The sequence below is a fragment of the Petrocella sp. genome (assembly GCF_059865615.1).
Genome location: NZ_JCBCDA010000097.1, coordinates 1 through 13938, shown reverse-complemented (window position 1 = coordinate 13938; position 13938 = coordinate 1). Strand labels below are relative to the sequence as shown.

The following is a 13938-nucleotide window of genomic DNA, read 5'->3' as shown; positions in this document are numbered from 1 at the left end:
GTATAGCTAACAATAGCCTTTTATTAGCCTTCTTGTACATTACATGTTGTTGTAACAAAAACTTGCTTTACCGCTTCATGACGCTTTAACTTTTTAGCTGCTTGATTGGCCATCTCTTGATTTAAATAGATTCCAAACACGGCTGAACCACTTCCACTCATCAAGGCCCCAAGTGCTCCAGTATTTAAAATGAGTTCTTTTATCTTTTGGACCTCTGGATAACCTTTAAAAGTAACCTCCTCAAGTACATTTCCCAAGTTTTGCACTATTTTCTCCAGATGATTGGCTTCTATAGCCTTAATCATATCATCTATACTGGGATGATGACTTATAGCCCTCAAATCAAGGTTCTCATAAACATAGGCTGTTGATACACTTTGCTTTGGTTTAACGATTAACAGATGAAGCTTCATGATCGGTTTTAATGGTGTTAGCACTTCACCAATGCCTTCTGCAATCATAGTGCCACCTCGAATGCAGTACGGTATATCGGCGCCGAATTTAGCGCCTATTTCTTCCATTTTTTCCATGTTCAGACCAAGATCAAATAGTTCATTCATAGCAAGAATGCTTTGAGCAGCATCTGTACTACCACCGGCCAAACCGGCGCCTACGGGAATAATCTTGTAAAGGTCAATATAAATCCCACTCTTAATGCTAGAAGACGTCTTCATATATTCAACCACTTGGTAAACCAGATTTCTATTATCTCTTGGTAAATATGGTAGATTTGTCTTCATTAGTATTTTATTGGATCTGATTTTTTTCAGCCTTATTATATCATGTAATTCTATAGTCTGCATAACCATGCGAACATCATGATAACCGTTTTCTCTTTTACCAATCACATCTAAAGCAAGATTGATTTTAGCTCTCGCTTTTTTCTTCACTTCTTTCATACGCACCTGCTTGTTGTCCATTTTTATTTGTATTTTGTATACTTAATATTATATACAATAATGGTTAAAGTGTCAAAACTATATAGTTGAACTTTCACATATAATTTATAGTTATGAATGTACCAACGTAATCTATATATTGTATGTGAACTTAGTGAAACTTAGCACAAAAAAACATCAAGGGTTAACTTGATGTTTTTTTATTCTCCACAAATGGATAATTCAACATTATGTGTTAATAAATCTGTGTAACTATAGGAAACGCTCCTAAATGAATTTTGCTCTAAATTCTTTACCTTAACTACGAAGATACTAGGATATGTGTTTTCCAACACACCTTCCTTCACCACAATTCTCTTTCGTCCTTTATTGGCCCGTATTAGAACTTTGCTGCCTACATGAGCTTTAACCTGTTCCCTAACTGCAAATAAATCCTCTTTCGCGATCATTCATACACCTCATCTTTACAACGTATTGGGTTCATGATGTTATCTCTCTATATCCCCTAATTCAATAAATTATAACATATAGGCGACGAAATGTCAATTGTGCAATCAATTATTTTAACAAAAGTTTTTTCTATTGTCAATACTTTTTTTGAATATTTATAGTTCTATGTACTTATATTTTTATGGTTCTATACCCAAAGTAGTTCAAGAACTGACTGCATCACCCTATAAGTCTTTTAATTCCAGCAAAAACAGAAGCTTCGCTTCGTTATGAGATCTGCTCATATTTCTGAAGGCTTCGAAAAGAAAGGACCTTGACGCATTCAGCTATGTTTTAAAGCTGAATGCTAGAGTATGACTTTCCTTGAGAATAAAAAAAAAGAGCCAAAACAACAAAATTGTTCTAGCTCTTCATATTAGGATTCTGTCTCTAAGTCACTTTCTTCTTCCCTTTTGCTACCAAACAGTAAGCGTTCTACAGAGGCTTCATCTAATTCAACTTCATCCAAGATACCTTCTTTTTTTGCTTCAAATAGTGCTCTAAACTGGGCACCTGTTATTTTTTCTTTTTCAATCAACAAGGTTGCTGTTTTGTGAAGAATATCAATATGATTTTCAAGTATTGATTTCGCCTCTTCATATCCAGAATCAACCATTCGTTTTATTTCACTGTCGATTAATCCGGCAATATTCTCACCATAGTTACGGGTGTGACCCCAGTCACGACCTATGAATACTTCTTCATTATCTGACCCAAACTGTATCGGCCCTATAACGTCTGACATACCATATTTAACCACCATATTCCTTGCTATAGCACTTGCCCGCTCAATATCATTAGAAGCGCCTGTGGTAATGTCATCCAATACCAGCTTTTCTGCAGCACGACCTCCAAGTAAAGATACAATTTCTTGTTCCATTTTCTTTTTGGTCATGTACATAGGATCTTTGCTTGGCAATGGCATGGTATAGCCACCTGCCATACCTGTAGGGATTATAGAGATACTATGAACAGGATCTAATTCTTCTAGTTCTTCAAACAAAATTGCATGGCCGGCTTCATGATAAGCCGTTATCCGCTTTTCTTTCTCAGATATAACACGGCTACGCTTTTCCGTTCCAATACCCACACGTACAAAAGCGTGTCTAAGGTCCGATTGATTAATTACTTTTTGATCGGATCTGGCTGCATATATGGCCGCTTCATTTAAAAGGTTCTCAAGATCTGCTCCAGTAAATCCTGCTGTTGTTGCGGCAATTTCTTTAAGACTGACATCATCTGATAATGGTTTTCCTTTTGCATGAACTTTAAGAATCTCTTCTCGGCCTTTCACATCAGGTCGTCCGACAAACACCTTACGGTCAAACCGACCAGGTCTTAATAGGGCCGGGTCCAATATATCCACACGGTTGGTCGCTGCTATAACAATAACCCCTTCATTAATACCAAAACCGTCCATTTCAACAAGGAGCTGATTAAGCGTTTGTTCACGTTCATCGTGACCGCCACCGAGTCCGGCACCTCTTTTTCGCCCAACTGCATCAATCTCATCTATGAAAACAATACATGGTGCATTCTTTTTTGCATTTTCAAATAGATCCCTAACCCTAGAAGCTCCTACACCTACAAACATCTCAACAAAATCAGATCCTGATATGCTAAAGAAAGGAACGCCCGCTTCACCGGCTACAGCTTTTGCTAGTAATGTTTTACCTGTTCCCGGAGGTCCTACAAGTAAAACACCTTTTGGTATCCTTGCACCAACCTCAACAAACTTCTTCGGACTTTTTAAGAATTCGACAACTTCTTCAAGTTCATCCTTTTCTTCCTCAAGACCTGCGACCTTATCGAAAGTGACATTCTTATCCTCGTCCAACATCATCTTTGCCTTACTTTTTCCAAAAGACATGACTCTACTTCCACCGCCGCCACCTTGGGCTTGATTCATGATGAACATAAACAAGAACACAACCGCCACCATAATAACAATGGATGGCAATAAACTGACGAACCAATTAGCTCTTGGTACATCTTGTGTATAAACCGGAATACCATTCATCTTCACATCTTCGTGTATCAGATTTACATCCGACATAAAGAAACTCTTGCTCTCTACATCATCAGTCCAAACTGTAATCTGACCCGTTGGAATCTCAATATTTGGTTTAATTTCAACACGTTCAACCCTATCAATTTCGGCGAGGAACTCTGTATACCCATATTGATTTTCATTTATTGGTGTATTTTGCGTTGAAAAGAATAGGGCAAACATAAGAACTAGAATAAGCAATAGATAGAAACTATAACTTTTAAAATTCTTCATAACTTTTCCTCCTTTAACTCTAATGCCTAAGGCACTTTTTAGAACTGCAAATTATAATAATGAATTCTTTATTCCTTATTCAATCCCTACCAACTTACCAATATATGGTAGATTTCGGTATTTTTGCTCAAAATCAAGTCCAAAGCCTAGGACATAATAATCAGGAATTTCAAATCCAACATAATCAACTTCAACATCAACAATTCGACGATCCGGTTTGTCAAGCAAGGTACAGATTTTTATGCTTTCCGGTTTTCTATCTTTAAGAATCTGGAGCAAATAACTAAGTGTTCGCCCAGAATCAATGATATCCTCTACAATAATTACATCTGCATTTTCAATACTTTCATCAAGGTCTTTTACAATCTTTACTATACCACTTGAACTTGTTTCATTGCCATAACTGGACACCGCCATGAAATCCATAGTCACAGGCACCGATATATATTTGGACAAATCCGACATGAACATTACGCCACCTTTTAGGACGCATATTAAATGTACTTCTTTACCTGCATAATCAGCCGATATTTTTTCTCCTAATTCTTTAATCCGCTGTGTCAACTCTTCTTGTGATATGAGCACTTGAATCTCACCTGTCATAATCGTTCCTCCTTAGAATATACCACTTCAATAATGGTCTTCGTTGCTTCCGTCACTTTGAAGGCTTCGTTGATTCTATAACCTACAATCCATATGACTTCATTACCCGATACCAGTAAAGGTACCTGGTTTCTAATCGAACGATTCACCTTTTGGTCTATGAAGTAATCTTTGATCTTTTTCTTGTGTAAAGCTGGCGAAAACCTTATATAATCCCCATTTTCTCTGGTCCGTATGCGTAAATTACCTCTTATTTTATCATAGTCAAACCATTTCGTACATGACTTTTTGGAAAATTCCTTTTGTTTTTCAAATGGGAGAAGTCTCATACAGAAGTCCCCGTATAGATAGGTTTCATGAAGTCTCATACCCCTCCAGTCTACTTCTATAGATTGTTTCTTTAATATTTCCTCATGGTTATCCTTATCCAGAGTTACGACATCATAGTCACACCTAAGTCGCCTGTTCATAGGCAAATCAATGGCTTTACCTGTTTTCCCTGATCTTACTAGGGCAATCATTTCCTCAGTATGTTGCATACTCACATTCCTAAGACCACCCTCAAGGTAAGCCAAGCCTTGACGTATTACCCGTCTTAACAGCACCAAATCCAACTCACAAAGAACCGTTCTTTGCCACTCTATTCTCTCTTTTGACTGATGAATCAATGCCTTATCATAAGCCGACTCAGCCAAACCCTCTAGATACCGATCATCATCTCTTACTAATGAAGCTGTTGCACATATATGTTCGGCTAACTTTGGTTGTATCTCCATTAACATCGGCATAATCTGTAAACGTAATTTGTTACGTGTGTACTTGGTATCGTTGTTACTTTCGTCCACTTCAAAAGGTATAGATTTTAGTCGACAATATGTCATGATTTCTTCTTTGGTCACATCCAGCAATGGTCTTATGTATTGATCTCTCATAGGTTGCATACCACCTAGTCCTTTAAGGGCACTACCTCTAAAAAGATTCATCAGTACCGTTTCTGCTTGGTCATCTAGGTGATGGGCTAAGGCTACTTGCCCACCTTCTTCTTTAATAATCTTATCAAAAATCTCATACCTTAAATCTCTGGCTGCTTCTTCAACGGATTTACCACAAGCTGCCAAAGCCATAACATCTACATAAAAGGTCCGACAAGGTATGCCTAAACGCTCACAATGAGCCAAAACATGTTCAGCTTCCATGTCTGACGCCTTTCTTAAGCCATGATGTATATGGATTGCTTCAACTTCTATACTTAAGGTATTTTGATATGTTATAAACAAATCAAGTAACGCCATGGAATCCGCACCACCTGATAAAGCAACATAAATCTTCCTTGCTTTACCTATTAAATCATATGCTTCTATAAATTTTATAAATTTTTCCATGTCATCGCTCACTTTTTTTAATTATTAAAGGGTGGCTTAAGTGTCAATCTAAATTTCATCACTTTCACTTTCAGAATGATAGATAAAGGTCATCCAAAGGACAACCTTTATCTATCATTCTTTTTCTGCTATATCAATTAATGTCTCATCAGGATAAATTAACCCAAACTTGCTTCTTGCTGTTTTTTCTATAAAGGCTCTGGTTTTCATTTCTTCTTTAATCTTAAGTAGCTCCAATTGTTTGAGTTTTTCCTCTTTGATCATTTCTGTCAGAACAACCACTTCGGCTTCTCTTTCCTTATTGTCTGTATAAGCCCTTGATATTTGAACAATTCCAACACCTACAAGAAGCATCAGTACAAAAATGATAAAAATCATCGCCTTTTTTTTACTTTCTTTTTTACGTTTCATTCAATCACCCTTCTAGGCACATGGCTAATCACTCAGGTATTCGAACATTTCTTTAGCTTCATCTTTTTTACTGGTCTCTTTAACATCTAGAATCTTTGCCTTAACAATCTTGTTACCAAAGGTGATTTTGATAACGTCACCTTCATTGACTTGAGTAGAAGCTTTGGCAACTTTATCATTAATCATAACTCGACCTGCGTCACAGGCTTCGTTAGCAACTGTTCTTCTTTTAATAATTCTTGATACTTTCAAGTATTTATCCAATCTCATGACTTATCTTCACTCCTCATTATATCCATATACATCTTGATACTCAAGGGATTTTGTAATATTAGGAACATGGCGAACTTTAATCCTATATTACAAAAAATCTACACCGATCGTGTAGATTTTCAGCATTTTACTATTTAGATGATATTATACGTTTACTGCGTCTTTTAGTGCTTTACCAGCTTTGAATCTTGGTGCTTTTGATGCTGGGATCTTCATTGCATCGCCTGTTTGAGGATTTCTACCTTCTCTTGCAGCTCTTTCTGCAATATCAAATGTACCAAACCCAACTAATTGAATTTTCTCACCTTTTGCTAACTCTTCAGTGATAACATCCACCAATGCTTTTAATGCTTTTTCAGCGTCTTTCTTGCTTAACTCAGTTTTTTCTGCCATTGCGGCTACTAATTCAGATTTGTTCATAAATAACTCCTCCTCTACATTTTTAATGAATTATTAAATTACTTTGCGCCATATGATTTGGCTATATAATAATCGCTATGCGACTATTCGTCTTTTTTAACTTCACGCCAAAGTGCATTCATTTGTAATAAATCCATTTGGCTAAGGTCCTGTCCTCTTGATATAGCAAGGTTCTCAATACCCTCAAATCTATTTATAAACTTTTCCAAGGCATTTGTCAAGGCATTTTCAGGATTTAATCCCAAAAATCTTGAAATATTTACCACCGAAAACAATAAATCCCCTAATTCCTCTTCAATTGCCTTCGAATCCCTCGTTTCATGCGCTTCCATCAATTCCTCTGCCTCTTCAGTCAATTTATCGAATGCAGCATAAATATCCGGAAAATCAAACCCGATTTTACCCACTTTTTTCTGAATCTTTGTTGTCTTAATTAATGCAGGTAATACTTTTGGCACTTGTCTTAAATCTTCTGTAATCGTTGTAATGGATTTTTCATCCAGTTTAATCTGATCCCACTGTTCCAATACTGCCTCACTATTTGCGGCCTGTATGGTATCAAAAACATGGGGATGCCGTCGTATCAGTTTTTCAACTATACCATCTATCACTTCTTCAATAGTAAACGTAGCTGCCTCTTTACCTATTTGACTATGAAAAACAACTTGTAATAGCAAGTCTCCAAGTTCTTCTTTTATGTTGGCGAGATCATTCTTATTAATGGCTTCTACAAGTTCATAGGCCTCTTCAATAACAGCGTTTTTTATGGATGCATGGTCTTGTTCTCTATCCCATGGACAACCTTCTTCACTTCTTAATATAGACATGACTTGAAGTAAATCTTCAAAGGTGTGTGTCTCCCCTTTTTTCTCAATCTTCGTCATATTTTCCCCTTCCACAAGCCTATCTCATACACATACTTGAATCATATTACAAACCCACTTATTCATTCTCAATAGCATTTAGAATGTCAAGTTCCAACCATTTAGGGCCCAGTTCAATGGATACACCTTGAAGCCATCTGCTATAAATGTTGTCAAAAGCTTCTTTGTATAACTTCGCCCGTGCTTCTTCATAAAGTGACTTTTCCCATAACTCAAACTGAGCATTATACTCTCCAATGGTTTCTTTATCCGGTGTTTCCACAAATAGCAACTTGAAGATATGAAAACCATACTCACCTTCTATAATAGGCGTCATCTCACCCGGATTAATCTCTTCAAGATGAACTAAAAAATCTTTCGGCAATTGAAAGTTGGATAACATAATACCTAAATCATCAGCGCCACTTATTGGGTCTTCTGAATATTTTCTCAAGACTTCTTCAAAAGCTACACCTCTATGAACAGTTTCATAAGCGGCCTCAATCTTACTACGGGCTTGTATCACCTTCTCTGCATCTAAGGCCATCCATACATCATCACTATTCTTCTCGTGAGTATAGACCACAATATGCTGAACATAATAAGAGGTTAGAATATCTATCGCACTTTCATCTTTTAGCTTAACATATTCAACATTTTCTCTGACTTTGTCCTCAACTTGTCCTGAATCTAGTTCATAACTCTCAATGGTTTGATTTTCTAAACTTCTGGCCCTATAATTATCACCGATGACATCATAGACCGTCTCCAAAGAAATCTCATATTTTTCTATAAAACTTCCGGATAAACTATCATAATACCTTTTTGCTTCCTGTTCCAAGATATCGACTTCACTTTCCGTTAGCGTGATCTTTTGTTCATCTGCTTTTTGATTTAAGACTTTCACTTTAATAAGGTTGTCAAGAGCGCCTTGCTTAGCCACTTCATTAGCTGATTTTCCACCACTAAAATCCTTGATTTCCCATACATCTTCCCCGCCAAAAGCCAAAAAATCATTATAAGTCTGAAACAAATAGACCATTACTTCTGCTTCTTCAACTTCCGCATTACCTATCCTAAGCCAAGTATCTGAATTTGTTTTACGCGTGCTGCAACCCATCACAACTGTGATTGCAATTAATAGACAAACCAAAGACGGTATTATTTTTCTAACTAAAACCAATGCCAAACAGCTCCATTTCTAAAATCCATTATTCCTATAAGGACTATGCAAAAAGTTCAGTTCTAGATTGTTAACACATTAGCCCTACCTATATAGTTCTTCATACTCATTATATGCTACAATACTTAAACCTTCAAACCCTTTAGAGACTGTAACAAAGTCTTAATATGTCTGAAAACTTCCTTTTTACCATTCCTCGGCGTCTCAAGGGCAAAATAGGGTTGATCGGCAATAGCAAATTTCAACAAACGTCCATAAGACTTAATCAATTCTGGTATGCCTGATGGGTCAATTTTTGCATCTTTTTTTATCTCAAATATATATTTTTCTTCTTTGTCTAAGATAGCTGTGATTCCAATATCATGAGCCAAACCCTTAATATAGCCAATCTCAAGTAAATTTATTACGGGTTTAGGTAATTCTCCAAAGCGGTCTAGTAGTTCCTCTTGAATATCCAGATAATCTGCTTCTGATTCTATGGTAGCAATCTTCTTATAGGCCTCAATTTTTCTTACTTCATCATTGATATAAGTTATGGGTATATAGGCGTCCACATTAATATCTATAAGCGTTTCAAAGCTTTCTTCTGTGTCAAAATCATTTTTTAGTTTTCGAACTTCTTTCTCCAAGAGCTTACAATATAGATCATAACCTACAGCATCCATATGACCATGTTGCTTTGCACCAAGTAGATTACCTGCGCCTCGTATCTCCAAGTCGCGCATGGCAATCTTAAATCCGGCACCAAATTCAGTAAACTCCCGTATAGCTTCCAACCTTTTTTCCGCTATTTCTTTAAGCACTTTGTCTCGTTTGTACATGAGATAGGCATAAGCAACTCGATTAGACCGACCGACCCTGCCCCTAAGCTGATAAAGCTGAGATAGTCCCATGCGATCTGCATTATGTATAATCATTGTATTGACGTTTGATATATCAAGTCCGGTTTCAATGATGGTCGTGGCCACCAAAACATCTATATTGCCATTTATAAAATCAAACATGATGTTTTCAAGTTCTCTTTCACTCATTTGACCATGGGCATAAGCCACACTGGCTTCTGGAACTTCCTTGGCAATCTGATTGGCAACTTCATCAATCTCTTTAATCCGATTATAGACATAGTACACTTGTCCACCTCTTGCCAGTTCTCTGTATATCGCATCCTTAATAAGCGCATCATTGTGTTCCATAACATATGTCTGGATAGGATGACGTTCTTCTGGTGGGTCTTCAAGTACACTCATATCCCTAATACCAATCAAACTCATATGGAGGGTTCTAGGTATTGGTGTGGCTGTTAAGGTTAATACGTCCACAGTTTCCTTCATGGATTTTATAGCTTCTTTGTGTTTAACACCAAAACGTTGTTCCTCATCAACAATTAATAAACCTAGATCTTTGAAGACAACATCCTTGGATACAAGGCGATGGGTTCCAATAACTACATCGATTAAGCCTCTTCTCAAACCCTCAAGAATCTTCTTCTGTTCTTTAGCGGTCCTAAACCTAGATAGCATTTCAACTTTTACCGGAAAATCTTTCATTCTTTGAACAAAATTATTATACTGCTGCTGTGCCAAAATAGTGGTGGGCACCAAATAGGCAACTTGTTTGTTTTCTTGAATTGCTTTAAAAGCAGCTCTTATTGCTACCTCAGTTTTTCCATAACCTACATCGCCACAAATAAGACGATCCATGATTCTTGAACTCTCCATATCCCTTTTAGTGTCTTCAATGGCTGTGAGTTGGTCTTCTGTCTCTTCGTATGGAAACATCTCTTCAAACTCATTTTGCCATACCGTATCCTTCTCATACCGATAACCTTTTGCCATTTCTCTTTTTGCATACAAAGCAACAAGATCCTTCGCAATCTCTTCGACAGCACCTTTGACCCGTTCTTTTGTCGCTTTCCATTCACCGGTTCCAAGTTTGTTCAACTTAGGTTTTTTACCTTCTGCGCCTATGTATTTCTGAATGGCATCCAACTGTGTTGTAGCAATATATAGATTGCCCTCATCTTTATAAGAAATCTTAATAAAATCTTTTCCGATGCCATCCACTTCTATCTTTTCAATGCCTTTAAAAACACCTACACCATGATTCTCATGAACCACATAGTCCCCTTGCTTTAACTCATTAAAATGACTTAGTTTCTTCCCGTCCTTGAATTTTTTTTGACGCTTATGTTGTTTTTTTCCAACAAGCTCAGTCTCTGTAAGTACCACAAGCTGAATATGTGGGTATTCAAACCCTTTATGCAGGGATCCATGGGACACTGCAACCGAACCACGTGTAAGACCCATTTCGGCGTTATAAAGAGTATAAGCTCTAATGCCTTGGTCTTTCAGCAATTCAACCATATGGCCGGCTCTTGTTTTTGAAGCACAAAGTAGTAAAATCTCATATTGGTTCTCTACCCAGCCTCTAATATCTTTAATCATAAATTCAAAGCTACCATGATAAGGATTGACTGAACGCACCAGCATTTCTATTTTCGAAGTATTATGCACTAAGGCATCTTTATGATTTAATGTACTTAAGCTTATTACAGCATTTTTTTCAATTTTTTTGACAATTTGACCTTCTTTAAAAAGAACATCCACCTGCTCTTTTAGCAAATAGCCTTTTTCATAACGACTACGCATACTTTCGTTGAATTCCGAAAAAAGATTGGTCAGTCTTTCTTTAATCCTTTGTGGCTCATCTAAATATATGACAGGATCTTGAAAATAATCAAAAATAGAGGCTACCTCATCTTCATAATAATGTAAATTGCCTTCTATGCCATTGAAATTACCTTCACCCTTTATTTTTTGGACCAAATCATCCACACAGCGTTCCAATCTTTCTAAATACTGGGGATCACCTTTTAAAAAGAACTTTTTAGTCTTTTCATAATCTTTTCGAACGGCTTTTTCAGCTTTTTTTATTGAGGCATCTGATACCACTACTTCTCTAGCCGGATAAATTGCTACATCCTCTAAAGCAACTGTTGATCTTTGAGTTTCCATATTGACCTGTCTTATAGAGTCAATCTCGTCACCCCACAGTTCTATACGAACCATTTCAGATTCAGTTAATGGAAAAATATCAATAATACCACCACGAATGGTGAATTGCCCTCGACTTTCTACTTGATCTGTCCTTTTATAGCCCATATATATTAAACGCTTACCGAGGCCAGTCATCTCTAGGACTTCCCCTTGTTTACAGTAAATGACACTCTCTGCGATTCTAGTCAATGGCATAAGGCGATCTACCAAGGCGTCTACCGACATAATAACAACTGCTTCTTGATGTTCTATCAATTGCCTAAAAAGACGCATCCGCTCTTTAACGATATCATTACTATGCACATCTGCACTATAAAAAATAATGTCTTTGGATGGATAAATATAGACTTCTTTCTGAAAGAACATCATGTCTTCATAGATTTCTCTAGCTCTAACATCATTATACGTAATAATCAACTTCTGAGAATGGTTAGATAGGGCTGAAACCAAATGACACTTTTGAGAGTCAATAGCGCCATAAATAGCCATGGGCGTTTCTTTATATTTTAATTTATCCTTTGCTATATGAAAAGCTTCCAGCTTTTCCAAAGGCTGATTTAATATATTCATACGTAACCTATCTTTCCAAAAACCGCACAAAAGGCCTTAACCTGGCGGCTAAGACATCATGAATTTTCCTATATGCTTAGTTTTGATCCTTTAACCACTTTATTATACTTGATAAAAACAGTTATGACAAGTTTGGAAGTGGTCACTCTTGGTAGACGAAAAAAGGACAAAAAATCGCCTCTTAGTTCATGAGGGATTGACTAAGAGGCTAGGGCCAAAAAATTTATCAGAATCTATTGCCGCCGTTTATCACTTTGGCTCTAGAGTTCTTTCGTTTTTTGATACACTTTGGTATCTTTTTCAAAAGCGTAGAGCTGATTGTTTCTCTTCATATAAGCATCATAAGTAGAGTCAACAACAACCCAACGGTTTTCACTTGCCAAGTACACTTCATTCCAAGCATGGTAAACACTTGTCCACGTCGTATAACCTTTGGCCATTTTTGTTGGTATACCTTGGCTTCTCAACATAGCTCCAAGCAAAGCAGAATAATCATAACATATACCGGATTTGTCAAGAATCGTCTGATCTATATTGGGTAAATAATCATAGTTCAAGGTTTTTATTTTATTGTAGTCATAAGCAATATTGTTAACGACATAATTGTACAGAACATTTACTTTTTCTCGTTCCGTTAATTGAACCGCCATATTTTTATAACTTTGTTGCTTTCTAAAAGTTGCTTCCTGCAGAAGTCTTTGGGCAAGCAATATAGCTTGACTGTCTTGACGCCAACTGATTTCTTGAACACTATTTAAATAGACCTTTTTAACGTCTGTTATGGTCACATTAAAACTTTTTGTATGAACCGCTCTATACTTGCTGTCCGTTGTATTCTCATAAATACCAAGGGTATAAGTGCCATCTCCAAGCTGCAAAGGAAATCCGATATAAGCCTCACTGTTTGACAGATTGTATTGAACCCTTTGATCACCTTTAGATATTAGCAACTTCACCTTTTTTGTAGTACCTGTATTAAATTTAACCCTTACTATACCTTCATTAACTTGACTTGAATCTACATCTATTGTCGATGATGCCCAAGTCGTCGTTTCAGATATGAGAAAGAGAAAAATCACTGAAAAAATTAAAAATACAACCTTCTTCATTGGAAACTCTCCTTTCGGTAACCGGCTACCACCTGCTTTGCAGAAGGTCCTTGGCTTTGCGTCCCATCCTTTCGAATGGTTTGCGGTATCGTTGAAAGCTTATCTTGAAGTGTTGTATCACCAGAAATAGTTATGCTTTAGAGTACAAAAAAACTTCCCCTTCGGCAACCGGCTACCACCTGCACTGCAGAAGGCCCTTGGCTTTGCGTCCCATCCTTTCGAATGGTTTGCTATTATCGGTGAAAAGCACCAAATTATAAGCTGTATTATCTTGTATACATTATAGCATAATAGGTCTATAGAATGCAATGTTTGTTGCTAACTTGTAACTTATTGCCTATCTTTATAGTCCTTTAGACCTATTATACCTTTTACGGTTTGTCATTTTATAACACC

Annotated in this window: 12 protein-coding genes and 2 riboswitches; all 12 genes read right to left on the bottom strand. The window is 36.8% G+C overall.

The window, feature by feature from the left end:
* Positions 1-23: 23 nt before the first annotated feature.
* The 12 genes from ispE to AC6F8J_RS10445 all read right to left on the bottom strand — a co-directional run bounded on the left by ispE (position 24) and on the right by AC6F8J_RS10445 (position 13542).
* Positions 24-899 carry a 4-(cytidine 5'-diphospho)-2-C-methyl-D-erythritol kinase gene (ispE, locus tag AC6F8J_RS10500; RefSeq protein ID WP_500723197.1) on the bottom strand — a complete coding sequence of 292 codons (876 nt, stop codon included), beginning with the start codon at positions 897-899 and terminating at the stop codon, positions 24-26.
* A gap of 200 nt (positions 900-1099) precedes the next feature.
* The gene (locus AC6F8J_RS10495; protein ID WP_125137291.1) at positions 1100-1348 is read right to left on the bottom strand and encodes a Veg family protein; all 249 of its coding nucleotides are present in this window, start codon (positions 1346-1348) and stop codon (positions 1100-1102) included.
* A gap of 416 nt (positions 1349-1764) precedes the next feature.
* Positions 1765-3672 (bottom strand): ATP-dependent zinc metalloprotease FtsH, encoded by a 1908-nt coding sequence (ftsH, locus tag AC6F8J_RS10490; RefSeq protein WP_500723195.1) that lies wholly within the window; start codon positions 3670-3672, stop codon positions 1765-1767.
* 75 nt (positions 3673-3747) lie between these two features.
* Positions 3748-4275 (bottom strand): hypoxanthine phosphoribosyltransferase, encoded by a 528-nt coding sequence (gene hpt, locus AC6F8J_RS10485; protein ID WP_500723193.1) that lies wholly within the window; start codon positions 4273-4275, stop codon positions 3748-3750.
* Positions 4272-5657, bottom strand: coding sequence for a tRNA lysidine(34) synthetase TilS (gene tilS, locus AC6F8J_RS10480; RefSeq protein WP_500723191.1), 1386 nt, complete (start codon positions 5655-5657; stop codon positions 4272-4274). Before tilS ends, hpt begins: the two co-directional genes overlap by 4 nt.
* A 114-nt stretch (positions 5658-5771) precedes the next feature.
* Entirely contained in the window at positions 5772-6068 is a 297-nt protein-coding gene (locus AC6F8J_RS10475; protein ID WP_275841404.1) for a septum formation initiator family protein, read from the bottom strand.
* A gap of 24 nt (positions 6069-6092) precedes the next feature.
* Positions 6093-6338, bottom strand: coding sequence for an RNA-binding S4 domain-containing protein (locus AC6F8J_RS10470; RefSeq protein ID WP_275841403.1), 246 nt, complete (start codon positions 6336-6338; stop codon positions 6093-6095).
* Positions 6339-6485: 147 nt separating this feature from the next.
* Positions 6486-6761 carry a non-specific DNA-binding protein Hbs gene (gene hbs / locus AC6F8J_RS10465; protein WP_125137285.1) on the bottom strand — a complete coding sequence of 92 codons (276 nt, stop codon included), beginning with the start codon at positions 6759-6761 and terminating at the stop codon, positions 6486-6488.
* Positions 6762-6844: 83 nt separating this feature from the next.
* Positions 6845-7645, bottom strand: coding sequence for a nucleoside triphosphate pyrophosphohydrolase (mazG, locus tag AC6F8J_RS10460; RefSeq protein ID WP_500723189.1), 801 nt, complete (start codon positions 7643-7645; stop codon positions 6845-6847).
* Between the two features lie 58 nt (positions 7646-7703).
* A complete protein-coding gene (locus tag AC6F8J_RS10455) occupies positions 7704-8813 on the bottom strand; it encodes a peptidylprolyl isomerase (RefSeq protein WP_500723187.1) in 1110 nt (369 codons plus the stop codon).
* A 119-nt stretch (positions 8814-8932) separates the two neighbouring features.
* Positions 8933-12433: a transcription-repair coupling factor gene (gene mfd / locus AC6F8J_RS10450; RefSeq protein WP_500723186.1), complete on the bottom strand. Its 3501-nt coding sequence runs from the start codon at positions 12431-12433 to the stop codon at positions 8933-8935.
* A 260-nt stretch (positions 12434-12693) separates the two neighbouring features.
* Positions 12694-13542, bottom strand: coding sequence for a transglutaminase domain-containing protein (locus AC6F8J_RS10445; protein WP_500723184.1), 849 nt, complete (start codon positions 13540-13542; stop codon positions 12694-12696).
* A gap of 13 nt (positions 13543-13555) precedes the next feature.
* Positions 13556-13637: riboswitch (cyclic di-GMP riboswitch) on the bottom strand.
* Positions 13638-13702: 65 nt separating this feature from the next.
* Positions 13703-13784: riboswitch (cyclic di-GMP riboswitch) on the bottom strand.
* Positions 13785-13938 lie beyond the last annotated feature (154 nt).

Coding starts and splice junctions, on each gene's coding strand:
- ispE (WP_500723197.1), bottom strand. CDS start 899: ATGAAAGAAGTGAAGAAAAAAGCGAGAGCTAAAATCAATCTTGCTTTA.
- AC6F8J_RS10495 (WP_125137291.1), bottom strand. CDS start 1,348: ATGATCGCGAAAGAGGATTTATTTGCAGTTAGGGAACAGGTTAAAGCT.
- ftsH (WP_500723195.1), bottom strand. CDS start 3,672: ATGAAGAATTTTAAAAGTTATAGTTTCTATCTATTGCTTATTCTAGTT.
- hpt (WP_500723193.1), bottom strand. CDS start 4,275: ATGACAGGTGAGATTCAAGTGCTCATATCACAAGAAGAGTTGACACAG.
- tilS (WP_500723191.1), bottom strand. CDS start 5,657: ATGGAAAAATTTATAAAATTTATAGAAGCATATGATTTAATAGGTAAA.
- AC6F8J_RS10475 (WP_275841404.1), bottom strand. CDS start 6,068: ATGAAACGTAAAAAAGAAAGTAAAAAAAAGGCGATGATTTTTATCATT.
- AC6F8J_RS10470 (WP_275841403.1), bottom strand. CDS start 6,338: ATGAGATTGGATAAATACTTGAAAGTATCAAGAATTATTAAAAGAAGA.
- hbs (WP_125137285.1), bottom strand. CDS start 6,761: ATGAACAAATCTGAATTAGTAGCCGCAATGGCAGAAAAAACTGAGTTA.
- mazG (WP_500723189.1), bottom strand. CDS start 7,645: ATGACGAAGATTGAGAAAAAAGGGGAGACACACACCTTTGAAGATTTA.
- mfd (WP_500723186.1), bottom strand. CDS start 12,433: ATGAATATATTAAATCAGCCTTTGGAAAAGCTGGAAGCTTTTCATATA.
- AC6F8J_RS10445 (WP_500723184.1), bottom strand. CDS start 13,542: ATGAAGAAGGTTGTATTTTTAATTTTTTCAGTGATTTTTCTCTTTCTC.